Source organism: Pseudomonas sp. Pse1, assembly GCF_024519635.1.
In the GTDB taxonomy this organism is placed as follows: domain Bacteria; phylum Pseudomonadota; class Gammaproteobacteria; order Pseudomonadales; family Pseudomonadaceae; genus Aquipseudomonas.
Genome location: NZ_JALJRO010000019.1, coordinates 73541 through 95587, shown reverse-complemented (window position 1 = coordinate 95587; position 22047 = coordinate 73541). Strand labels below are relative to the sequence as shown.

The window sequence follows — 22047 nt, the reverse complement described above, 5'->3', positions numbered from 1 at the left end:
GACAGCGTTTTTTTGGCGCTGAACCACAGCTACAGATTCAATCCTGCGGCGTTTGCTCGGCCAGGGCGACTGCACGAAACATCGCGCGTCGCTTGTTCAGAGTCTCTTCCCACTCCAACACCGGCACCGAGTCGGCCACAATGCCGCCACCGGCCTGCACATGCAGCTCGCCGTCCTTGATCACCGCAGTGCGGATCGCAATTGCTGTGTCCATGTTGCCGTTCCAGGCGAAGTAACCCACTGCCCCGCCATAGACACCGCGCTTGACCGGCTCCAGCTCGTCAATGATTTCCATCGCGCGGATCTTCGGTGCGCCGGACAAGGTGCCCGCCGGCAGAATTGCCCGCAGCGCGTCCATCGCCGTCAGCCCGGCTTTCAACTGACCGGTGACGTTGGAAACAATGTGCATGACGTTGGAGTAGCGCTCGATAACCATTTTTTCGGTGAGTTTCACCGAGCCGATTTCCGAGACCCGACCGGTATCGTTGCGCCCCAGATCAATCAGCATCAAGTGCTCAGCAATTTCCTTGTCATCCGACAACAGGTCTTCTTCCAGCGCCCGGTCCGCCTCTTCGTTGGCGCCCCGTGGACGCGTCCCGGCAATCGGGCGCACCGTGATCAGGTTGTCTTCGACCCGCACCAGCACCTCTGGCGAACTGCCCACCACATGGAAGTCGCCAAAATTGAAGAAGTACATATACGGCGTCGGGTTGAAGCAACGCAACGCGCGGTACAGATCGATCGGTGCCGCCTTGAAGTCGATGGACATCCGTTGCGACGGCACGACCTGCATGCAGTCGCCCGCCAGGATGTACTCCTTGATGGTGTCGACGGCGCGCTCGTAGTCGGCCTGGGTGAAGCTGGAACGGAATACCGGATCGGCGGCCTGCTGCTTGCTGAAATCCAGGCCACGGCGCGGTGTGATCGGCTGGCGCAGTTGTTCGAGCAGTTGCTCGAGACGCGCCTGGCCTTGTTCAAACGCGTTGTCCTGCGCCGGATCGGCCAAGACGATGGCGTGCATCTTGCCGGCCAGGTTGTCGAACACCACCACGGCGTCCGAGACCATCAACAGAATGTCCGGCACGCCCAATGGATCAGGGTTCGGACATTTGCCCAGGCGTTTCTCTACGTAGCGTACGCAGTCGTAGCCGAAGTAGCCCACCAGACCGCCGTTGAAACGCGGCAGGCCGGCGATGGTCGGCACGTTGTAGCGCGCTTTGAAGTCTTCGACAAAGCTCAGCGGGTCTTCGACATCGTGGCTTTCGACCTCGACGCCATCCACCGTCACGCTGACGTGATGGTCATGCACCCGCAGCACGGTGCGGCATGGCAGGCCAATGATCGAATAGCGGCCCCACTTTTCGCCGCCCTGCACCGACTCCAGCAGATAGGAGTTGGGCTGGTCAGCCAGTTTCAGGTAGATCGACAGCGGCGTGTCGAAGTCGGCAAGGGTTTCGCAGGCCAGCGGGATGCGGTTGTAGCCGGCAGCGGCCAAACGCAGGAATTCTTCGCGGATCATGAGGTGCCTCGTGGCATGAGGAGCTAACGGTCAGGTATGCAAACGCGCCGGACAACCGGCAGGATCAAGTCAGGCGCGCCAACGCCAGCGGGCCAGGGCCTTGATGACTTTCATCCAGAGTTTGCGAGTGACCACCACGATGGCGTTTCCAGAAGGGGGTTGAACAGCGTCGGGCAACGTTATCCCAGCGGCTGAATCCAGGCAACCGGGAATTAGCTTGCGCAGATCGTCGATGACCAGCGCTGGCGACTCCTCGGCGATCGGCCGCCCGTGGTTGTAGCCGTAGCTCAGGGCCACGCACTTGACCCCGGCCGCCTTCGCCGCCAGCACATCGCTGCGCGAATCGCCGACGAACAGCGACTGGGAAGCCGGCACGTTGGCCATTTTCATCACAAAGAACAACGCCGCCGGATCCGGCTTTTTCTGCGGCAGGGTATCGCCGCCAATGATCCATTTGAAGTAGCGACCGATCTTCATCTGATCCAGCAGCGGCGCGACGAAACGCTCCGGCTTGTTGGTGATCAGCGCCATTTCGACGCCCTGCTTGTGCAACCACTTGAGGGTGTCGCGCACGCCCGGGTAGACCACAGTCAATTCGTGGCCATCGGCGTAAGCCTCCATGAAGATTTCCAGCGCGTGCTCGGCCTCGGCATCATCCACGCCGCTGTGGTCGATGGCGCCCGCCAACGCACGCCGAACCAGCACCGGCGCACCGTTGCCGACCCACTCGCGCACCGCATCCAGACCGGCACGTTGCCGGCCCAGCTTGAGCAGCATGTTATCCACAGCCACTGCCAGATCCGGAACCGAGTCGATCAGCGTGCCATCCAGATCGAACATCACCAGACGCGGCAGTTGCCCCGGGAACAGCTGCTCAAAGCCACTCATGGGCGAGCCAGCGCCAGTTCGGCACGCATTTTTTCAATCACTTCCTGATAGTTCGGAGCGTTGAAGATCGCCGAGCCGGCGACAAAGGTGTCAGCGCCGGCGGCGGCGATTTCACGGATGTTGTTGACGTTGACCCCGCCGTCGATTTCCAGGCGAATGTCACGCCCCGAGGCATCGATCAGGGCACGCGCTTCACGCAGTTTGTCGAGGGTCGCGGGAATGAACTTCTGACCGCCGAAACCCGGGTTCACGCTCATCAGCAAGATCATGTCGACCTTGTCCATCACATACTTGAGCACGTCCAGCGGCGTCGCCGGGTTGAACACCAGGCCAGCCTTGCAGCCGCCTTCACGGATCATCTGCAGGGAGCGATCAACGTGAATGGTGGCATCCGGGTGGAAGGTGATGTAGGTCGCGCCCGCTTCAATGAAGTCGCCGACAATGCGATCAACCGGGGACACCATCAGGTGTGCGTCGATCGGTGCGGTCACGCCGTACTTGCGCAATGCCGAGCACACCATCGGGCCGATCGTCAGGTTAGGCACGTAGTGATTGTCCATGACATCGAAGTGCACGATGTCGGCACCCGCGGCCAGGACGTTGTCTACTTCCTCCCCCAAACGGGCGAAGTCGGCGGAGAGAATCGACGGAGCAATAGCGAAGGGCTGCATGACGCACCTTTTTTGAGCAGGATCACGATGGCGCGCATTGTATACCGCCAGCTTTGACCCGCGCACCGTGACAACGATGATCAGTGCGTCACGCGATAGATTTTCTCGAAATCAATGGTGCTCTATCGATGCTGCTTAACGCCCTGTAGGAGCGAGCCTGCTCGCGATGGCGTTCGTTCAGTCGACCTTTACAGTGACTGTCAGTTCGTCATCGCGAGCAGGCTCGCTCCTACAGAGGCGGCGAAGATTACACCTGTGCCGTACGCAGTTTCTCGCTACGACCACGCAACCATTCCAGGGTCAGCAGCAGGATCACCGAGAAGGCAATCAGCAGGGTCGCGGCGGCGGCGATGGTCGGGCTGAGGTTTTCGCGGATGCCGCTGAACATCTGCCGTGGCAAGGTCGCCTGCTCGGGGCCGGCAAGGAACAGCGTCACCACCACTTCATCGAACGAAGTGGCGAAGGCGAACAGCGCGCCGGAAATGACTCCGGGGGCGATCAACGGCAGGGTCACCCGGCGGAAGGCGGTCAACGGCGAGGCGCCGAGGCTGGCCGCTGCACGCACCAGGTTGTGGTTGAAGCCCTGCAAGGTTGCCGACACGGTGATGATCACGAACGGCACACCCAGCACCGCGTGCACCACAATCAGTGAGAAGAAGCTGTTGCCCAGGCCCAGCGGCGCAAAGAACAGGTAGCTGGCCACACCGATGATCACCACCGGCACCACCATGGGCGAAATCACCAGTGCCATCACCAGCGGCTTGCCGGGGAAGTCGCCGCGGGTCAAACCAATCGCCGCCAGCGTGCCGAAGACCATGGCCAGCACGGTAGCTGCCGGCGCCACGATGATGCTGTTTTTGAGGGCGCGCATCCATTCCGCCGAGGCGAAGAAGTCCTGATACCAGTGCAGCGAGAAACCCTGCAGCGGATAGACCAGAAAGCTCCCCGAGTTGAACGACAACGGCACGATCACCAACACCGGCAGGATCAGGAACAACAGGATCAGCCCGCAGAGAATGCGCAAGCTGTAGAACCACACCCGCTCGACGGGCGACATATACGGACTCAGCATTTCGATTCTCCCTTTAGCTCAGGCGCAGGCGGCTCGCGCCCACCAGCCAGCTGTAAATCAGATAGAGCACGACGGTTGCCAGCAACAGCAGTCCGCCCAGCGCCGTGGCCATACCCCAGTTGATACTGGTGTTGGTGTAGAAGGCGACGAAGTAGCTGACCATCTGATCGTTCGGGCTGCCGAGCAGCGCCGGAGTGATGTAGTAACCAATGGCCAGGATGAACACCAACAGGCAACCGGCGCCGACACCGGCATAGGTTTGCGGGAAGTACACCCGCCAAAAGCTGGCGAATGGATGGCAACCTAGGGAAATCGCGGCTCGCATGTAAGTCGGCGAGATGCCTTTCATCACGCTGTAGATCGGCAGAATCATGAACGGCAGCAGGATGTGCACCATCGAGATGTAGACCCCGGTGCGGTTGAACACCAACTCCAGCGGCTTATCGATGATGCCCATGGCCATCATCGCGCTGTTGATCAAGCCACCCGATTGCAGCAACACGATCCAGGCGGCCACACGCACCAGGATCGACGTCCAGAACGGCAGCAACACCAAAATCATCAACAGGTTGCTTTGGCGCGCCGGCAGATTGGCCAGCAGGTAGGCCAATGGATAGGCCAGCAGCAGGCAAATGGCCGTAATCACTAGGCCCATCCAGAAGGTACGGGCAAAGATATCCAGGTAGATCGCCTGATCGGGGGTTGCCGGGGCGACTTCACCGAGATCGTCGATACGATGGTCAACGGCCGCCAGCAGGTAATAAGGGGTGATGCTGCTGGTGTTGCGACGCACCGCTTGCCAGTACGCAGGGTCACCCCAGCGCTCATCCAGCGCTTCCATCGCGTCCTTATAAGAAGTCGGCTCAGTCTTGAATGGCAATGCGCGGGCGGTTTTGGTCAGCAGGCTGCGATAGCCGGCCAACTCCATGTTCAGGCGCTTGGACAGATCGCCCAAGGTTTGATTCTTGCGGGCTTCGGCCAGATCTTCGCTGGCAGCCTTGTACACCGGATCAGCCGGCAGGCCACGGCCATCCCAGGCAGCGATGGCCGCCACCGTACGCGGCATGCCGCCGACCACTTCCGGGTTACCGACGCTTTTGTAGAGCAGCGCCACGATGGGCACCAGAAACACCAGCAACAGAAACAGCACCAGCGGCGCGATCAGGGCCTGGGCCTTCCAGCGGTTGACCCGCTCGGCACGCGCCAGGCGCTGCTTCAGGGTGCGATTGGTGCCCTCGTTCAAGGGAACGGCGATGGCCATGGCGAACTCCGAAAATCTTTGATCGTTGCAGGGGCGGCGAACCGCCCCGAACTTTTATAGGTGGGAGCGAGAATGCTCGCGATGAAGCCTGACAGTTCAGCATTGATGCTGACTGACATACCGCTATCGCGAGCAGGCTCGCTCCTACAGCGTAAGGCCGCGGTGCGGTCTTACTTGGCAGCCCACGAGTTGAAGCGCTGCTCCAGTTGCTCGCCGTTGTCAGCCCAGAAGCTGACGTCGATCTGCACCTGGTTGGCGATATTTTCCGGGGTGGTCGGCATGTCTTTCAGAATCTCCGACGCCAACAGCGGGACGGCTTGGGTATTGGCCGGGCCGTAGGCGATGTTTTCCGAATAGGTTTTCTGCTGCTGCGGTTGTACCGAGTAGGCGATGAATTTCTTCGCCGCTTCAGCACGCTTGGCGTCCAGACCTTTCGGGATGGCCCATGCGTCGAAGTCGTAGATGCCGCCGTTCCACACGACTTTCAGGTTGGATTCTTTCTGTACCGCAGCGATGCGACCGTTGTAGGCCGAGCTCATGACCACGTCACCGGAGGCGAGGTATTGCGGCGGCTGCGCACCGGCTTCCCACCACTGGATGCTTGGCTTGAGTTCATCGAGCTTCTTGAAGGCGCGGTCCTGGCCATCTTTGCCGGCCAGCACTTTATAGACGTCTTTCGGCGCGACGCCGTCGGCCATCAGGGCGAATTCCAGGGTGTACTTGGCGCCTTTGCGCAGACCACGCTTGCCCGGGAAGTTTTTGGTGTCCCAGAAATCGGCCCAGCTGGTGGGTGCGGTTTTCAGCTTGTCAGCGTTGTAGGCGAGCACGGTCGACCATACGAAGAAGCCGACGCCGCACGGCTGGATGGCGCCCTTGACGTAATCTTCGGTCTTGCCGAACAGCGCCGGGTCCAGTTGTTCGAACATGTCTTCATCGCAACCACGGGACAGCTCCGGCGATTCAACCTCCACCAGATCCCAGGACACGCTCTTGGTGTCGACCATGGCCTTGATCTTGGCCATTTCACCGTTGTACTCGCCGGCGACGATCTTGCCGTTACCCGCAGCTTCCCACGGTGCATAGAAGGCCTTGACCTGGGCCGCCTTGTTCGCGCCGCCAAACGACACCACGGTCAGATCAGTGGCAGCCATTGCGTGTGCGGCGCCCATCATGCCCAGTGCCAAAGCGGTGAATTTCAGGGATTTCAACATTTATTGTTCTCTCCACGTGCGGGGTTGGTGAAGCAAGGGGCGATCAGTTCGCCTCTAGAAGTGGGTCGAGCGCGCGAACGTGTTCGACCTGCCAGCCAAGCGGAACCACGTCTCCGACGGCCAATGCCGGATCAAGCTCGGCAATTGGCTGTTTCACGAAGAAGTCGGTCTTGCCGCAGACTTCGAGGCGAACGCGAACGTGGTCGCCCAGATAGATGAATTCCGCCACCCGCCCGGAGAAACGGTTGGCACAGGACTCGCTGGAGCCGTTGAGACTTACGCGCTCCGGACGAATCGACAAGGTCACCGGCTCGCCGGTCTTGCCGACGTTCACCGCCAGCGCTTCAACCTTTTCCCCGCGCCCCAGTTCGACCACGCAGCGGTCGCCGGTCTGGCTGTGCAGCCGGCCGTTGAGGCGATTGTTTTCGCCAATGAAGTTGGCGACGAAGGTATTTTTCGGTTCTTCGTACAGCGTGCGCGGCGGGGCAATCTGCTGGATCTCGCCTTGGTGGAATACTGCCACCCGGTCGGACATGGTCAGGGCCTCGCCCTGGTCGTGGGTCACGTAGACCACGGTCACGCCGAGGCGCTCGTGCAGGTGCTTGATCTCCATCTGCATGTGCTCACGCAGTTGTTTATCGAGTGCACCCAGGGGTTCGTCCATCAGCACCAGCTGCGGCTCGAACACCAGGGCACGGGCCAGCGCCACACGCTGCTGTTGGCCACCGGAGAGTTGCGCCGGATACCGCTGGGCGAAGCTGTCCAGCTGGACCATGCTCAGCACACGCTTGACCCGATCGCTGACGTCGCTTTTGTTCAGGCCGCGCACAGTCAGCGGGAACGCCAGGTTCTCCGCCACCGTCATGTGCGGGAACAAGGCGTAGTTCTGAAAGACCATGCCGATGTCTCGCTTGTGCGGCGGCACGTTGTTGATCGAGCGACCGGCCAGGAGGATCTCGCCGGCGGTCGGTGTTTCAAAACCGGCGAGCATCATCAGACTGGTGGTCTTGCCGGAGCCGGACGGCCCGAGCAAGGTGAGAAATTCGCCTTTGCGAATGTCCAGGTTGAGGTCTTTGACGATCAGGTTCTCGCCGTCGTAGCTCTTCTGCACGCCACGAAAGCTGACCAGCACATCATTGGTCCCCGCACTTGAATCGACCGCGCTCATACCCACACCTTTATTGTTGATGACTGCCGTGGATTAAGCCTAGTGGCTACGCGCAGTCACGCAAATCGGGGCGCAGGAGAGAATCGCCTCAGCCGGATGGAAGGCCGGGGGTAGGGATTGCCCTACAAGGATGGCGCGTTTTGGCATGCTTTACGGCAGTTGGCCAGACACCTGCCGGAAGATCCGGCGACGGCGTCGGGCTGACCTGTCGTAAATGGATATGTCGGTGGATCAGAGCAGCTTGTGCTCCATCGCGTACTTCACGAGTTCCGCCAGCGAGGTGATGTTGAGCTTCTGCATCAGCCGCGCCTTGTGGGTACTGATGGTCTTGCTGCTCAAGGCCAGTTGTTGGGCAATATCGTTGACGTTGGCGCCCTGGGCCAGGCGCTCGAACACCGAGAATTCACGCTCCGAGAGCAGCGAATGCAAGGGCCGCGAATCGGTCAGCCCGACCTCGAAGACCATGCGGTCGGCCAGGTCCGGGTCGATGTAGCGCCCACCGCCCGCCACTCGGCGAATCGCCGTCAGGAGCAATGAGGGGTCGCTGTCCTTGGTGGCATAGCCGGCAGCGCCAACCTTCAACGCCCGCGCCGCCATCTGCGCTTCGTCGTGCATCGACAACACCAGGATTGCCGGCGGGTTGTTCAGGGCGCGAATCCGCGGAATCGCCTCCAGGCCATTGACCCCCGGCATCGAGATGTCCAGCAACACCACTTCACAGGGCACATGGCGCAGGGTCTCCAGCAGTTGCTCGCCATTGCTCGCCTCTCCCACTACCTGCAGGTCCTTGGCCATGCCAATCAACTGCTTGATGCCTTCGCGGACAATGGTGTGGTCTTCAGCTACCAGTACACGGATCACAGACTTCTCCCCCAAAACTCAGTTGCAGACTTCGCGCAACGGCACCCGCACCTTGAGCGAGGTGCCCTCTCCCGGCATGCTCTCGAGCACCAGCATACCGCCCATGATCAACACTCGTTCACGCATGCCGACCAACCCGAAAGACGTCGGCCTACTCATTGATGCGACAAAACCGACGCCATCATCGCTGACCGTCAGGCATAACACATCGCCCTCAAGCGCCAGCGTCAGTTCCACAGTATGCGCCTGGGCATGGCGCATGACATTGGTCAGGGCTTCCTGAAGGATCCGGAACAAGCCAATGGCCTTGGCGTCACTGAGTACCGGCAGGTTGTCCGGCACCTGGACCAGGCACGGGATCTGGGTCCGCGCCTCGAAACGCCGCGCCTGCCACTCAATGGCGGAGGCTATACCGGCATCCAGAATCGGGGGACGCAACGCGCTAGCCACATCGCGCACCAACTGGAACAGCTGGGCGATCAGGCGCTTCATGCTGTTGAGCCGTTCACTCAGGCCCGGATCGAGCTCGGCGTAAGCCAGTTCGCACATCGACGTTTCAAGCTTGAGCACCGTCAGCATCTGACCCAATTCATCATGAACCTCCCTGGCAATACGTGCCTTTTCTTCTTCTCGCACGCTCTCCAGGTGCGCCGACAATTCACGTAATTGCTCGCGAGAGCTGGCCAGTTCCAGCTCGATTCGCTTGCTCTCGCTGATGTCCCAGACAATTCCGTCCCAGACGTAGGCGCCATCGTCGAGCTGACGGGTAATCGCCTTGATTTCCGCCCAGCGTTGTTGTCCCTGGCGCGTCAGGATTCGGCCTTGCCACGACCAGTCGCTGTCGGTGTCCAGCGCATGGTCCTGAGTCTGGTGATAGCTGGCCTTGTCGTCCGGATGCACCAGGCTGCGCAGCCCCATATCGCGATGGCTGAGGATGGTCGGCGAGTAACCCACCAGGCTCTCGCTGCCTTCACTGATGTAGGCAAAATCGATCTGTCCTGTCACTGGCGCCCGCTCAAGACGGAAGACCAAGCCTGGTACGTTGGCGGCAATCCCCTGCAAGCGTGCCTCGCTTTCACGCAAGGCGGCCAGGGCGCGACGGCGCTCGGTGACGTCATTGAGGTAGACCACCAGATACTCACTGTCGCGAAAGCGCAGGAAGCTCAGGCTCACATCGGCCGGCAGGATGCTGCCGTCGGCGCGCACGCAATTGGTCTCAAAGCTCTGCGGCCCCTCTTCGCTGGCCCGTGCGCGCTTCCACAGGTTCAGCCAACGGTCCATGTGCAGATTGGGCTCGAAATCAATCAAGGGCCGGTCGATCACCCCGCCCGGTACGTAGCCAAGCATGTCCTCGGCGGCGCGGTTGGCGTAGCGCACATGGCTGTCCCAATTGACCCAGAGAATCCCCACCGTGCTTTGATCGATGGAGAACTGCGTCAGGCGCAACGCCTCCTCGCTGGCGGCGCGCAGGGCAATGTCTTCGCGGGCGGCGAGCAGTCGCTGTTCCAGCACATGTTGCTGGCGGCGCTGCCAGATCACAATGGCCATGGCACTGAGCATCAGCACCGCCAGCAGCAGGCAAAGGTTTTTCCAGAACACCGCAGACTCGGACAAGCGCGGGTATTTGGGTTGCAACCAGCGCGCGTGCAACTGCTCCAGATCTTTGGCTGGGATGGCGTGCAGGGCACTCTCGACGATACCGGCCAGTTGCGGCCAGTCACGACGAGTGGCGACCCGCAGCAACTGCGGCAGACCGATATCGCCAACCACCGCCAGCCCGGCAAATTCCGCTTCAGCGGACAAGCGACTCAGTTGCGCCTCGTCGATCACCGCGTAGCGCGCCTGCTGACTCAGCAGCAGTTGCAAAGCCTGACGTTCCAGCGGCACACCTTGCAGATTGAGATGGGTGTAATTGCTGCGCAAATAGTCGGCGATTGCACTGGGCATGCGCACCGCGACACGGGTTTGCGGGTCAAGCTTCTCCAGGTCAACCGCACCCGCGCCTTTCTGCTGGCTGACCACCAATTGCGGCACGCGCATATAAGGGTCGGTGAATTGCCACAAACGCAGGCCGGCGGGCGTCTGGGTCAGGCCGGGAGCCAGATCGACCTCGCCCTCTCGCACCGCTTGTTCCAGTTGCGCCACATCCGGGAAGTTGCGCCAGCTCAGCTCAATCTTCAGCGCGCTGGCCAGCCATTGCATCAATTCGACATTGGCCCCGGACAAGCGCTGCAAGCGCCGGTCGTACTGGGCGTAAGGGGCCTGCAGCACCACCCCCACCCGCAACTCGCTGTGCTGCGCCAGCCATTCCCGTTGTTCGCTGCTCAACTGCGCAACGCGCGCAGGTGGCGTGGAGACCGCCCACGCCATCAAGGGAAGGCAAAAACAGCCGATAACCAACAGGCAGCGAAGACGCTTCATCCGAACTCTCACACACTGACAAATACTGACCAACCCATTAGGCTGCCGGGATTACTTCTGGCCTGGAATATCCGATGCCCCCTGTCTACCGCACGGCACTGCCCGCATTGTGCCTGTCGCTGATATTGCCTTGCGCCCTTTCTGTGCAAGCCGCCGAACCGGCCCCCGCTTCCGTCGAGACACAACCCGAGCAACGCCAGGCTTTGTCGGAGCGTAGCCAGGAGGAAGCCGCAGCCCTGCAACGTACGGTCCCAGCCCAAGAGCAGCAACAGTTGCAGGTCGGCAGCGAAACCTTCCTCGCCCTGTGGAAGCCGGCCAACACCAGTGAAGCCCAGGGCGTGGTGATTATCCTGCCTGGCAGCGGTGAAACAGCTGACTGGCCACAAGCAATTGCGCCCTTGCGCCAGAAATTGCCCGATGCCGACTGGGGCAGCCTGAGTCTCACTCTGCCCGACCTGCAAAGCAATGCCCCGGTGCCACGCATTCTCGACAGCACTCCAGCACCGGTGACCAGCGCAACGCCTGACAAGGATGCCAGTACCGCTGCGCCCATCGAGCAAGTGGCCGGCGGTGAGGACGAGGGGACTGATCACCCCGCAGCGCAAACCGCTGATGAGCTGATCAATGCCGACGCGCAGCGCATCTATGCGCGCATTGACGCCGCCGTGGCCTTTGCCGAACAACAGAATGCTCGCAGTATCGTCCTTCTCGGACATGGCACCGGGGCCTATTGGGCCGCACGTTACCTGAGTGAAAAACAGCCGGCGCAAGTGGCCAGGCTGGTAATGGTTGCGGCCCAGGTACCGCCCACACAGGCTAGCGGGCTGGCCGAGCTGACAGCCGGGTTGAAGCTGGCCACCCTGGACCTCTACTACAACGACAAACCGCTGCTGCAGCGTGCCGCCCAGGAACGCCAGCAGGCCAGCAAGCGCGTCAAGGAAGCGAACTTTCGCCAGGTGTCACTCAACGCCCTGCCCGGCAACAACGCTGCCGAACAGGAACAGTTGGTACGTCGGGTACGTGGCTGGCTCAGTCCGCAAAAGTCGGAGTAAAGATCCGCGCAGGCCTAGCGAAAATCCCGGCGCTGGCGAATCAGTGTGTAGGCGTTATGCAGCTCGCGGGTTTTTTCCGTGGCCTCACGCACCTGCGACGGCGAAGCGCCACTGCCGGCAATTTTGTCCGGATGATGGCGACTCAATAGACGGCGGTAGGCGCGTTTGATCTGGCTAGGCTCACTGGTCACCGAGACACCCAGCAAGCGCATCGCCTCCTGGTACGCTTCTCCACTGTTGGGCAAAGGTCGTTTACGCGGCTCGTAATCACTGGCCAGTGCCTGCACCTGCTCGGGCGTCCAGCCCAACCATTTGCCCCACTGGGCCAGCAACTCACGCTCCGCGCTGCCGCCACGTCCGTCTGCCCAGACCATTCGCCAGCAAGCTCGCAACACCCCTTCAGCCGCATGGGGTTGCACACCTAAACGGCGCAAATAACCGCGCAAGCGATCATTTCCGGTCTTGCCGCGATTGAACGCAGCAATCGCCCGTTTCTGTGCAAAGTCATTCATCTCCAACGCGCGCATTTCCTGGCGCGCCTGATAGATATGACCATCCACCACCCGACCGTCACTCTTGGCCAAACGCCCGAGCAGCACAAACAACAGTTCGTCGTTGCGCAGCATCGGGCGTCCCCCCAAACGCTCACGCAGATGCCCAAGGCTTTGCAGTTGTAATCGGCGATCCAGCGCCTGACCCAAGAGAGCGCCGAGCATGGCCCCCGGAATGCTGGCGATGGCAAAACCGGCTCCGGCTCCAATCAGAGTCCCTGGCCACAACATCTCAGCGACCCGCTTGCAGCAAATGTTCGACCTGCGCCAGGCGCTCGTGGGTGCCGACATCCACCCACTGCCCGTGCAATCGCTCGCCGCTGACCCGACCCTGTGCCATGGCCTCGCGCAACAGCGGCGCCAGTTTGAACGCGCCGTCGGTGCAGCCGGCAAAGAGCTGCGGATGCAACACGGCAATACCGCTGTAGGTCAGAGTTGCCGCTTCAGGCAGGGCATCCCGCACTTGCCCGTCAGCCAGAGTGAAGTCACCACTCGGGTGATGGTCCGGGTTATCGACCAATACCAGATGCGCCAAGCCGGCGAGCGGCTGGCGCAGGCGAGTGAAATCGTAATCGGCCCAGATATCGCCGTTGACCACCACAAACGCCTGGTCGCCCAGCAATGGCAAGGCACGGAAAATCCCGCCGCCGGTCTCCAGCGGCTCGCCTTCCGGCGAGTACTGAATCGTCAGGCCAAAACGCGAACCATCGCCCAGGTGATCTTCGATCTGTTGACCCAACCATGCATGATTGATCACCACTTCAGTGAAGCCAGCCATTGCCAGCGCCTTGAGGTGGTACTCGATCAACGGCACGCCGCCCACGCGCACCAGCGGCTTGGGGGTAGTCAGGGTCAAGGGCCGCATACGCTCGCCCTTACCCGCCGCCAGAATCATCGCTTTCATTGCGCAACTCCGGCGGATGGACGCAGGCTCGCCAGCAACTCGGCCAATGGCGCCAACTCCGGTCGCCGCGCCAGTACCGCTTCTATATAAGCAAAGAAACGCGGTACGTCAGTCAGGTAGCGCGGCTTGCCATCGCGATGGCAGATGCGGCCGAAGATCCCGATCACTTTCAAATGCCGCTGCACCCCCATCAGGTCGCTGGCACGCAAAAAGTCTTCGAAATCCGCCTGCACGGGAATATTCAGTGCGCCGGCCTGCTGCCAGTAATCCTCCAGCCAACCACGCACCCGGGCTTCTGGCCAACTGAGGAAGGCATCCTTGAACAGGCAGGTCACGTCATAGGTCACCGGCCCATACACGGCATCTTGGAAATCCAGTACGCCGGGGTTAGGCTGGCTGATCATCAGATTGCGCGGCATGTAGTCACGGTGCACCAGCACTTTTGGCTGCGCGAGTGCGCTGTCGATCAGCAGATCACTGGCTTGCTGCCACAGCGTTTGCTGGTGCGAATCGAACTCCACGCCCAGTTCGCGCTTCACGTACCACTCGGGGAACAGCTCAAGTTCACGGCGCAACAGCGCCACGTCATAGCTGGGCAGTGGCGCAACCATCGGCAACTGCTGAAAAGCCAGCAGTGCTTGCAAGGCGTCCTTGAACAAGTCATCGGCATTTTCGCCGTTGATCACGTCCAGATAGGTCTGGTTGCCCAGGTCATTGAGCAAAAGAAAGCCGCGCTCGAGGTCCTCGGCGTAGATTTTCGGCACGTTGATACCGGATTTACCCAGTAAAAAGGCGATATCGACGAAGGGTTTGCAGTTTTCCTGGGGCGGTGGTGCGTCCATTACAACAAAGGTCCTGCCCTCGCCTTCCCAGCGGAAGTAACGGCGGAAACTCGCGTCGCTGCTGGCGGCAGTCAAGGTTCCCGGGGGGACGGCTCCCCAACCTTCATGGGCAAAAACCGTTGCCAACTGCTCATCGAGCCAAACTTTCAGGTGTTGCAAGCGTACATCTTGGTCAGGCATTGCAAGGGTCTCCGACGGCGCTAGCCGTCAAGCGGGTCATGCTTTATTATCCAGCATCTTTTTCAGACCATCGAGAGGCGTGCGGCCCACACCGCGGGCAGATGGCACGCAGGAAGCCCGGACTAATAAGATGGCATTGAAATCCCCCGCGTTTCGTAAAAAATTTCCGTTGTTGGTCACCGGCAGTCTGCTGGCCCTGCAACCACTCGCCACTTCCTTCGTGGTCGCCGCGGAACAGTATGACTGCTCAGTCTCTGCTTCGGGTGCCTGGAATTGCGCACCGAAAGCCAACGCCGCCCAACTGCCTCCTCGCCCGGTACACGATGCCAGCGCAGTCAGCTCGGAGAACGGATCGGCGACCGAGACCACTGTCGACAGCGATACCGCCGACAAGCCGGTACTGGTCACCGAGGCCAAGGGCCGCGGCCTGAAGTCACGCAGTGCCGACTACAGTCACCTCGACTGGGTCCCGCGTGAACAGCTCACCGCTGCGCAACTGGCCGAAACCGGTCCGTATTGCTCGGGTGCCTACGTCGAACCGATTCGTCCTGGCATGAATGACAAGACGAACAAAAGCGATGCGCCAACCTTTATCGGTGCCAAGGCCTCTCGTTATCAGCAAGACCAGCAGATCGCCAGCCTCGCCGGTGACGTAGTCATGCGTCAGGGCAGCATGCAGGTCGAGGCCGACGAGGCCAATCTGTACCAGGCCGAGAACCGTGGCGAACTGAATGGCAACGTGCGAGTACGCGACAACGGTGCGCTGATCGTCGGCGATCACGCCGATGTACAGCTCGACACCGGTGAAGCCAAGGTCGACAACGCCGAATACGTGATGCACAAATCCCGTGTCCGCGGTAACGCGCTGTACGCCAAGCGTGCCGAGAACGCGATCATCCGCCTCAAGGATGGTACGTACACCACGTGCGAGCCGAACAGCAACGCCTGGCAGCTCAAGGGCAACAACATCACCCTGAACCCGGCGACCGGTTTCGGCACCGCGACCAACGTGACACTGCGGGTCAAGGACATTCCGGTCCTGTACACCCCGTACATCTATTTCCCGATCGACGACCGTCGCCAGTCCGGCTTCCTGCCGCCGACCATCGGCAGCGGCAGCGATACCGGGATGCTGCTGGTCACTCCGTACTACTTCAACCTGGCGCCGAACTATGACGCCACGTTGTACCCGCGCTACATGAGCAAGCGCGGCATGTTGATGGAAGGCGAATTCCGCTACCTGACCGAGTCCAGTGAAGGTCAGCTCGGTGCCGCCTACCTGAACGACGAAGACGACGACCGCAAGCTGCAGTCCGACTACGAAAAAACCCGCTACATGTACAACTGGCAGCACAAGGGTGGCCTGGATTCGCGGGTCATGACCGAAGTCGATTACACCAAGATCAGCGATCCTTACTACTTCCAGGATCTGCAGACCGATCAGTTGGGTGTGAAAAGCGTTTCCGATTTCGTGAACCAGCAAGGTGCCGTCAGCTACCGTGGCGACACCTACACGGCACGCATCAATGCCCAGGCCTTTGAATTGGCGTCGGTATCCAACCTCACACCGTACAACCGCTTGCCGCAGATCACCTTCAACGGTTTCCTGCCACAAACGCCAGGCGGGCTGAACTTCGCCTACCAGACAGAACTGGTGCGCTTTGATCGGGATCTGCAGAACGGCGATTTCGTGGATGAAGATGGCGTTGCATCTCCACGCCTGGACAACAACATCCAGGGCCTGGCGCGCGCCACCGGTGATCGCCTGAACCTGGCGCCTACGGTCAGCTTGCCGCTTGATTGGACATACGGCTTCGTCAAGCCGCAGCTCAAATACCAATACACTCAGTACCAACTGGACCTGGACAGTATCGGCAAAACCCAGATTGCGGCTCAGAATGCGGATGCCGCCGCCAATGGGATTGACAACGTCAACGGCCAATTCGACAGCAACCAGAACCGTGGCGTGCCAATCGCCAGCATCGACAGCGGCCTGTACTTCGACCGCAATACCCAATGGTTCGGCAAGAACTATCGCCAGACCCTGGAACCCCGCCTGTTCTACCTCTACGTCCCGGAGAAGAACCAGGAAGACATTCCAGTATTCGACACCAGCGAATACACCTTCAACTACGCCTCGCTGTTTCGCGACAACCGCTTCTCGGGCTCCGACCGTGTCGGTGACGAGAACAAGCTGTCGCTGGGCGTGACCAACCGCTGGATCGAAGACAACGGCTTCGAGCGTCAACGCATCAGCGTCGGCCAGGCCATGTACTTCAAGGATCGCGAAGTCCAATTGCCGGGTATCGATGCAAAAGACCGCAAAGACGCGCAAGCAAACGTCTCGCCTTATGCCCTGGAATACGAATACCGCTGGAACCGCGATTGGCGCACTACCGCCGACTACAACTGGGACCCGGACAGCCACAGCCCTCGCTCGGGCAGTGCGATGTTCCACTACCAGCCTGAAGACAACCCGAACAAGGTTATCAACGCCGGCTATCGCTATCGCAACGACCAGGTGATCTACAACCAGAACACCGGTAAGTGGCAATTCGGCGGCGACTACGGCACCCCGGGGCAGCCTGGCTACGTGAAGGACTACTACAAGATCCAACAGCACGACTTCTCGGTCATCTGGCCTGTCGTGCCGCAATGGAACGCCATCAGCCGCTGGCAGTACGACTACAACCGCAACCGTACGCTGGAAGCCTTCGGTGGTTTCGAATATGACAACTGCTGCTGGAAACTGCGCCTGATCAACCGTTACTGGGTTTCCTACGACGAATTCAGTCAGGAAGCCCCGCAAAACGAGAAAGGCGACCACGGCATTTTCCTCCAAATCGTTCTGAAAGGTCTCGGTGGCGTTGTTGGCACCAAAGTAGAGAGCTTCCTCGACAAAGGCATCCAAGGTTATCGTGAACGTGAAGACCAAGCTTTCTGATTGTCTGCGCCCGCTGATGCTGGGCGCGCTGTTCCTGAGTACCGCGGCCAGCGCCGCGGTGCAGTCCATCGACAAGGTCGTGGCCATCGTCGATAACGACGTCGTCATGCAAAGCCAACTGGACCAGCGGGTTCACGAAGTCCAGCAAACCATCGCCAAGCGCGGCTCCGCCGTGCCACCGGCCAACGTGCTGGAGCAGCAGGTACTGGAACGCCTGATCGTTGAGAACCTGCAACTGCAGATCGGCGAACGTTCAGGTATCCGCATTACCGATGAAGAGCTGAACCAGGCGATTGGCACCATTGCCCAGCGCAACAACATGACCGTGGAGCAGTTCCGCGCCGCCCTGTCCCGCGACGGCCTGTCTTATGAAGACGCCCGCGATCAGGTTCGCCGTGAAATGATCATCAGCCGTGTGCGTCAACGCCGTGTGGCCGAGCGCATCCAGGTGTCCGAGCAGGAAGTGAAGAACTTCCTCGCCTCGGACCTGGGCAAGATGCAACTCTCCGAAGAGCTGCACCTGGCCAATATCCTGATTCCTACCCCGGAAAGCGCTAACTCCGAAGCGATTCAGAGCGCCGCACGCAAGGCCATGGAAACCTACCAGAAGCTCAAGCAAGGCGCTGACTTCGCCCAAACCGCAATCGCCATCTCGGCCAGCGACAACGCCCTGGAAGGCGGTGACATGGGCTGGCGTAAAGCCGCGCAACTGCCACCACCGTTCGACCGCGAGCTGAGCGCCATGGCCGTCGGCGATGTGACCCAGCCTGCGCGTACGCCTGGCGGCTTCATCATTCTCAAGCTGCTGGAAAAACGCGGCGGCGGCAATCAGGTACGTGACGAAGTCCACGTCCGTCACATCCTGATCAAGCCAAGCGAAATCCGCAGCGAAGCCGAAACCAAGCGCCTGGCCGAGAAGCTCTACGAGCGTATTGAAGCGGGCGAAGACTTTGCTGAACTGGCAAAAAGCTACTCGGAAGACCCGGGTTCGGCCCTTAACGGCGGCGACCTGAACTGGATCGACCCGAATGCGCTGGTTCCCGAGTTCCGCTCGGTCATGGACAAGACGCCGCAAGGCACCCTGTCCAAACCGTTCAAGAGCCCTTACGGCTGGCACGTACTGGAAGTCCTTGGCCGTCGCGCCACCGACAGCACCACCCAGGCTCGCGAACAACAGGCAATGACCGTGCTGCGTAACCGCAAGTACGACGAAGAGCTGCAAACCTGGCTGCGTCAGATCCGTGACGAAGCCTACGTTGAAATCAAACTCCCTGGCGCCGACCAGGCAGCGCAGTGAAGCCCACACGCTTCGCGCTGACACCCGGTGAACCAGCCGGCATAGGTCCCGACCTGTGCCTGCTGCTCGCCTCGCAAGCACAGCCACACCCCCTGATTGCCATTACCAGCCGCGACCTGCTCCTTGAGCGGGCCGCGCAACTGGGCGTGGCGGTTGATGTGATCAGCGTGACTCCCGACCAATGGCCGGATGCCCCGGCACCGGCCAACAGCCTGTATGTCTGGGATACGCCGCTCAATGCGCCGGTTACTGCCGGGCAACTGGACCCGGCCAACGCCGCCTTTGTCCTGGAAACCCTGACCCGTGCCGGCCAGGGCTGCATGAACGGCGACTTCGCCGGGATGATCACCGCGCCGGTGCACAAGGGTGTGATCAACGAATCCGGGATTGCCTTCTCCGGACACACCGAATTCCTCGCCGACCTGACCCACACTGCCCAAGTGGTGATGATGCTTGCCACGCGCGGCCTGCGGGTCGCCCTGGTGACCACCCACCTGCCGCTGCGCGAGATTGCCGATGCAATCACCCCTGATCGCCTGGAGCGCGTGACGCGGATCCTGCACAGCGACCTGCAACAAAAGTTCGGCATTGCCCAGCCACGCATTCTCGTCTGCGGACTCAACCCGCATGCCGGTGAAGGCGGACACCTGGGCCATGAAGAAATCGATATCATCGAACCCACCCTTGAGCGTCTGCGTACCGAGGGCATGGACCTGCGTGGCCCCCTGCCCGCCGACACTCTGTTCACCCCCAAATATCTGGAACACTGCGACGCAGTGCTGGCGATGTACCACGACCAGGGCCTGCCCGTGCTGAAGTACAAAGGCTTCGGCGCGGCAGTCAACGTGACCCTTGGCTTGCCGATCATTCGCACCTCCGTCGACCATGGCACCGCCCTGGACCTGGCGGGCAGCGGGCGGATCGACACCGGCAGCCTGCAAGTCGCCCTGGAAACCGCCTATCAGATGGCCGAGACCCGTTTATGACCGAGCATTACCAACACCGCGCGCGCAAGCGCTTCGGCCAGAACTTCCTGCATGACGCCGGAGTCATTGACCGCATCCTGCGCTCCATCCACGCCAAGGCCGACGACCGCCTGCTGGAAATCGGCCCGGGCCAGGGCGCACTGACCAAGGGTCTGCTCAACAGCGGCGCGCAGCTGGACGTCGTGGAGCTGGACAAGGATCTGATCCCGATCCTCAACGATCAGTTCGCGGGCAAGAGCAATTTCAACCTGCACCAGGGCGATGCGCTGAAGTTTGACTTCAACACCCTGAATGCCGCGCCGAACAGTCTGCGCGTAGTTGGTAACCTGCCCTACAACATCTCCACGCCGCTGATTTTCCACCTGCTGAACAACGCCGGGATCATCCGCGACATGCACTTCATGCTGCAGAAGGAAGTGGTCGAGCGCCTGGCGGCCGGTCCTGGCGGCGGTGATTGGGGCCGTTTGTCGATCATGGTTCAGTACCATTGCCGCGTGGAACACCTGTTCAACGTTGGCCCTGGCGCCTTCAATCCGCCGCCGAAAGTCGACTCGGCCATCGTGCGCCTGGTGCCCCATGCCGTCCTGCCACACCCCGCCAAGGATCACCGCCTGCTCGAGCGCGTCGTTCGCGAAGCCTTCAACCAGCGGCGCAAGACCCTGCGCAACACCCTCAAGGCCCTGTTGAGCAACGCTGAAATCGAAGCCGCCGGCGTCGATGGCGGCCTGCGTCCGGAACAACTCGACCTGGCGGCTTTCGTGCGCCTGGCCGATAAGCTCAGCGAGCAAGTCGCCGAGCAGCCTGCCGCTATCTGACCGGCTGCAAGCGTGATCGGGTAGGACACCAGCCCCTCAGTCTGGTTTACTACCCGATACTTGGCCTAGACTGCTGCATATTCAGTCACGCCCCGCGTCCCGCTTTGCTTTTAAGGCCTTCTTGCATGTCCGATCCTCGTTATCAGGTCGACGTCAGCGTCGTCACCCGCTTTCTGGCAGAACAGTCGCAACCCGAGCAGAACCGTTTCGCCTTCGCCTACACCATTACCGTCCAGAACAACGGCTCGCTGCCGGCCAAACTGCTCTCGCGGCACTGGATCATCACCGACGGTGACGGGCATGTCGAAGAAGTGCGTGGCGCCGGCGTGGTCGGTCAGCAACCGCTGATCGCAGCCGGCCAGAGCCACACCTATAGTAGCGGCACCGTGATGACCACCCGTGTAGGCAATATGCAGGGCAGCTATCAGATGCGCGCCGAAGACGGTAAACACTTCGATGCCATCATCGCGCCCTTCCGCCTCGCGGTGCCTGGAGCCCTGCACTGATGGCGACGTATGCAGTTGGCGACCTGCAGGGCTGCCTGGAGCCGCTTCAATGCCTGCTCAAACAGGTGGCCTTCGACCCGCAAACGGACCGCTTGTGGCTGGTCGGTGATCTGGTCAATCGTGGCCCGCAATCTTTGGAAACCCTGCGTTTTCTCTACAGCATCCGCCAGTCGCTGGTGTGCGTGCTGGGCAATCACGACCTGCACTTGTTGGCCGCTGGTCATAACATCGAACGCCTGAAGAAAAATGACACCTTGCGCGAAATCCTTGAAGCGCCCGACCGCAAGGAATTGCTCGACTGGCTGCGCCAGCAGAAGCTGATGCACTACGATGAAATTCGCGACATTGCTCTGGTGCATGCTGGCATCCCGCCGCAGTGGTCCTTGCGCAAGGCCCTGAAGTGCGCCGCCGAAGTCGAAGCAGCCTTGCGCGATGACAACCTCTTCACGCCCTATCTCGACGGCATGTACGGAAATGAGCCGGCAAAATGGAACAGCGACCTCAAGGGCGTAACTCGCCTGCGAGTGATCACCAACTATTTCACTCGCATGCGCTTTTGCACCAGCGAAGGCAAGCTTGATCTCAAGGGCAAGGAAGGCGCCGACACCGCCCCACCCGGTTACGCCCCCTGGTTCAAGTACAAAGAGCGCAAGACCCGCGGCCTGAAGATCATTTTTGGTCACTGGGCAGCCCTCGAAGGCCAGTGCGACGAGCCCGGCATTATTGCCCTCGATACCGGATGCGTTTGGGGTGGTGACATGACCCTGATGAACATTGACACTGGCGAACGCCTCAGCTGCAAATGCGATGAGCACGGCCACCTCGCGCTACCCGTCGCCTCACCTGCCCCCGAACCCCAGTCGGCCAGCGCCAAGCGCTAGGCTGCACATTCAGTCTG

At 60.8% G+C, this 22047-nt stretch carries 19 protein-coding genes; 7 read left to right on the top strand and 12 right to left on the bottom strand.

The features are described from left to right. Positions 1 to 37: 37 nt before the first annotated feature. The 9 genes from trpE to NR126_RS22975 all read right to left on the bottom strand — a co-directional run bounded on the left by trpE (position 38) and on the right by NR126_RS22975 (position 11072). Entirely contained in the window at positions 38 to 1519 is a 1482-nt protein-coding gene (gene trpE / locus NR126_RS23015) for an anthranilate synthase component I (RefSeq protein ID WP_105755158.1), read from the bottom strand. Positions 1520 to 1588: 69 nt separating this feature from the next. After that, positions 1589 to 2407, bottom strand: coding sequence for a phosphoglycolate phosphatase (locus NR126_RS23010; RefSeq protein WP_027617186.1), 819 nt, complete (start codon positions 2405 to 2407; stop codon positions 1589 to 1591). Further along, positions 2404 to 3078: a ribulose-phosphate 3-epimerase gene (rpe, locus tag NR126_RS23005; protein ID WP_027617185.1), complete on the bottom strand. Its 675-nt coding sequence runs from the start codon at positions 3076 to 3078 to the stop codon at positions 2404 to 2406. The genes NR126_RS23010 and rpe overlap by 4 nt, the downstream gene beginning before the upstream one ends. A gap of 247 nt (positions 3079 to 3325) precedes the next feature. Then, a complete protein-coding gene (locus NR126_RS23000) occupies positions 3326 to 4150 on the bottom strand; it encodes an ABC transporter permease (RefSeq protein ID WP_027617184.1) in 825 nt (274 codons plus the stop codon). A gap of 13 nt (positions 4151 to 4163) precedes the next feature. Then, the gene (locus NR126_RS22995; protein WP_256831635.1) at positions 4164 to 5411 is read right to left on the bottom strand and encodes an ABC transporter permease; all 1248 of its coding nucleotides are present in this window, start codon (positions 5409 to 5411) and stop codon (positions 4164 to 4166) included. 170 nt (positions 5412 to 5581) lie between these two features. Further along, a complete protein-coding gene (locus NR126_RS22990) occupies positions 5582 to 6622 on the bottom strand; it encodes an ABC transporter substrate-binding protein (protein ID WP_256831634.1) in 1041 nt (346 codons plus the stop codon). Between the two features lie 43 nt (positions 6623 to 6665). Next, positions 6666 to 7790 carry an ABC transporter ATP-binding protein gene (locus NR126_RS22985; RefSeq protein WP_027617181.1) on the bottom strand — a complete coding sequence of 375 codons (1125 nt, stop codon included), beginning with the start codon at positions 7788 to 7790 and terminating at the stop codon, positions 6666 to 6668. Positions 7791 to 8021: 231 nt separating this feature from the next. After that, a complete protein-coding gene (locus NR126_RS22980) occupies positions 8022 to 8651 on the bottom strand; it encodes a response regulator transcription factor (protein WP_027617180.1) in 630 nt (209 codons plus the stop codon). Between the two features lie 18 nt (positions 8652 to 8669). Further along, on the bottom strand, positions 8670 to 11072 hold the full coding sequence (locus tag NR126_RS22975) for a PAS domain S-box protein (protein ID WP_256831633.1): 2403 nt from the start codon (positions 11070 to 11072) through the stop codon (positions 8670 to 8672). Between the two features lie 74 nt (positions 11073 to 11146). On the opposite strand from NR126_RS22975, the gene NR126_RS22970 reads away from it, so the two are divergent. Further along, positions 11147 to 12124 carry an alpha/beta hydrolase family protein gene (locus tag NR126_RS22970; RefSeq protein ID WP_256831632.1) on the top strand — a complete coding sequence of 326 codons (978 nt, stop codon included), beginning with the start codon at positions 11147 to 11149 and terminating at the stop codon, positions 12122 to 12124. A 14-nt stretch (positions 12125 to 12138) separates the two neighbouring features. Here the strand turns inward: NR126_RS22970 and NR126_RS22965 are convergent, their stop codons facing one another. The 3 genes from NR126_RS22965 to NR126_RS22955 are packed head-to-tail and all read right to left on the bottom strand — an operon-like array spanning position 12139 to position 14601. Further along, a complete protein-coding gene (locus NR126_RS22965; RefSeq protein WP_027617177.1) occupies positions 12139 to 12906 on the bottom strand; it encodes a DnaJ domain-containing protein in 768 nt (255 codons plus the stop codon). A gap of 1 nt (position 12907) precedes the next feature. Further along, positions 12908 to 13579: an N-acetylmuramate alpha-1-phosphate uridylyltransferase MurU gene (gene murU, locus NR126_RS22960; protein ID WP_256831631.1), complete on the bottom strand. Its 672-nt coding sequence runs from the start codon at positions 13577 to 13579 to the stop codon at positions 12908 to 12910. After that, complete coding sequence (locus tag NR126_RS22955) at positions 13576 to 14601, bottom strand: aminoglycoside phosphotransferase family protein (RefSeq protein WP_027617175.1); 1026 nt, start codon at positions 14599 to 14601, stop codon at positions 13576 to 13578. Before NR126_RS22955 ends, murU begins: the two co-directional genes overlap by 4 nt. Before the next feature lie 130 nt (positions 14602 to 14731). On the opposite strand from NR126_RS22955, the gene NR126_RS22950 reads away from it, so the two are divergent. The 6 genes from NR126_RS22950 (at position 14732) to NR126_RS22925 (ending at position 22030) form a co-directional block, all read left to right on the top strand. Beyond that, positions 14732 to 17545, top strand: coding sequence for an LPS-assembly protein LptD (locus tag NR126_RS22950; RefSeq protein ID WP_256831630.1), 2814 nt, complete (start codon positions 14732 to 14734; stop codon positions 17543 to 17545). Next, positions 17526 to 18842 carry a peptidylprolyl isomerase gene (locus NR126_RS22945; protein ID WP_033865991.1) on the top strand — a complete coding sequence of 439 codons (1317 nt, stop codon included), beginning with the start codon at positions 17526 to 17528 and terminating at the stop codon, positions 18840 to 18842. The genes NR126_RS22950 and NR126_RS22945 overlap by 20 nt, the downstream gene beginning before the upstream one ends. After that, positions 18839 to 19828 carry a 4-hydroxythreonine-4-phosphate dehydrogenase PdxA gene (gene pdxA, locus NR126_RS22940; protein WP_105755165.1) on the top strand — a complete coding sequence of 330 codons (990 nt, stop codon included), beginning with the start codon at positions 18839 to 18841 and terminating at the stop codon, positions 19826 to 19828. The genes NR126_RS22945 and pdxA overlap by 4 nt, the downstream gene beginning before the upstream one ends. Further along, positions 19825 to 20643: a 16S rRNA (adenine(1518)-N(6)/adenine(1519)-N(6))-dimethyltransferase RsmA gene (rsmA, locus tag NR126_RS22935; protein WP_027617171.1), complete on the top strand. Its 819-nt coding sequence runs from the start codon at positions 19825 to 19827 to the stop codon at positions 20641 to 20643. The genes pdxA and rsmA overlap by 4 nt, the downstream gene beginning before the upstream one ends. A gap of 125 nt (positions 20644 to 20768) precedes the next feature. After that, positions 20769 to 21149: a Co2+/Mg2+ efflux protein ApaG gene (gene apaG / locus NR126_RS22930; RefSeq protein WP_027617170.1), complete on the top strand. Its 381-nt coding sequence runs from the start codon at positions 20769 to 20771 to the stop codon at positions 21147 to 21149. Beyond that, positions 21149 to 22030: a symmetrical bis(5'-nucleosyl)-tetraphosphatase gene (locus tag NR126_RS22925; protein WP_256831629.1), complete on the top strand. Its 882-nt coding sequence runs from the start codon at positions 21149 to 21151 to the stop codon at positions 22028 to 22030. The genes apaG and NR126_RS22925 overlap by 1 nt, the downstream gene beginning before the upstream one ends. Positions 22031 to 22047 lie beyond the last annotated feature (17 nt).

Coding starts and splice junctions, on each gene's coding strand:
- NR126_RS23010 (WP_027617186.1), bottom strand. CDS start 2,407: ATGAGTGGCTTTGAGCAGCTGTTCCCGGGGCAACTGCCGCGTCTGGTG.
- NR126_RS22970 (WP_256831632.1), top strand. CDS start 11,147: ATGCCCCCTGTCTACCGCACGGCACTGCCCGCATTGTGCCTGTCGCTG.
- NR126_RS22990 (WP_256831634.1), bottom strand. CDS start 6,622: ATGTTGAAATCCCTGAAATTCACCGCTTTGGCACTGGGCATGATGGGC.
- NR126_RS22925 (WP_256831629.1), top strand. CDS start 21,149: ATGGCGACGTATGCAGTTGGCGACCTGCAGGGCTGCCTGGAGCCGCTT.
- NR126_RS22995 (WP_256831635.1), bottom strand. CDS start 5,411: ATGGCCATCGCCGTTCCCTTGAACGAGGGCACCAATCGCACCCTGAAG.
- NR126_RS22965 (WP_027617177.1), bottom strand. CDS start 12,906: ATGTTGTGGCCAGGGACTCTGATTGGAGCCGGAGCCGGTTTTGCCATC.
- NR126_RS22975 (WP_256831633.1), bottom strand. CDS start 11,072: ATGAAGCGTCTTCGCTGCCTGTTGGTTATCGGCTGTTTTTGCCTTCCC.
- NR126_RS22955 (WP_027617175.1), bottom strand. CDS start 14,601: ATGCCTGACCAAGATGTACGCTTGCAACACCTGAAAGTTTGGCTCGAT.
- murU (WP_256831631.1), bottom strand. CDS start 13,579: ATGAAAGCGATGATTCTGGCGGCGGGTAAGGGCGAGCGTATGCGGCCC.
- apaG (WP_027617170.1), top strand. CDS start 20,769: ATGTCCGATCCTCGTTATCAGGTCGACGTCAGCGTCGTCACCCGCTTT.
- NR126_RS22985 (WP_027617181.1), bottom strand. CDS start 7,790: ATGAGCGCGGTCGATTCAAGTGCGGGGACCAATGATGTGCTGGTCAGC.
- NR126_RS22950 (WP_256831630.1), top strand. CDS start 14,732: ATGGCATTGAAATCCCCCGCGTTTCGTAAAAAATTTCCGTTGTTGGTC.
- trpE (WP_105755158.1), bottom strand. CDS start 1,519: ATGATCCGCGAAGAATTCCTGCGTTTGGCCGCTGCCGGCTACAACCGC.
- rsmA (WP_027617171.1), top strand. CDS start 19,825: ATGACCGAGCATTACCAACACCGCGCGCGCAAGCGCTTCGGCCAGAAC.
- rpe (WP_027617185.1), bottom strand. CDS start 3,078: ATGCAGCCCTTCGCTATTGCTCCGTCGATTCTCTCCGCCGACTTCGCC.
- NR126_RS23000 (WP_027617184.1), bottom strand. CDS start 4,150: ATGCTGAGTCCGTATATGTCGCCCGTCGAGCGGGTGTGGTTCTACAGC.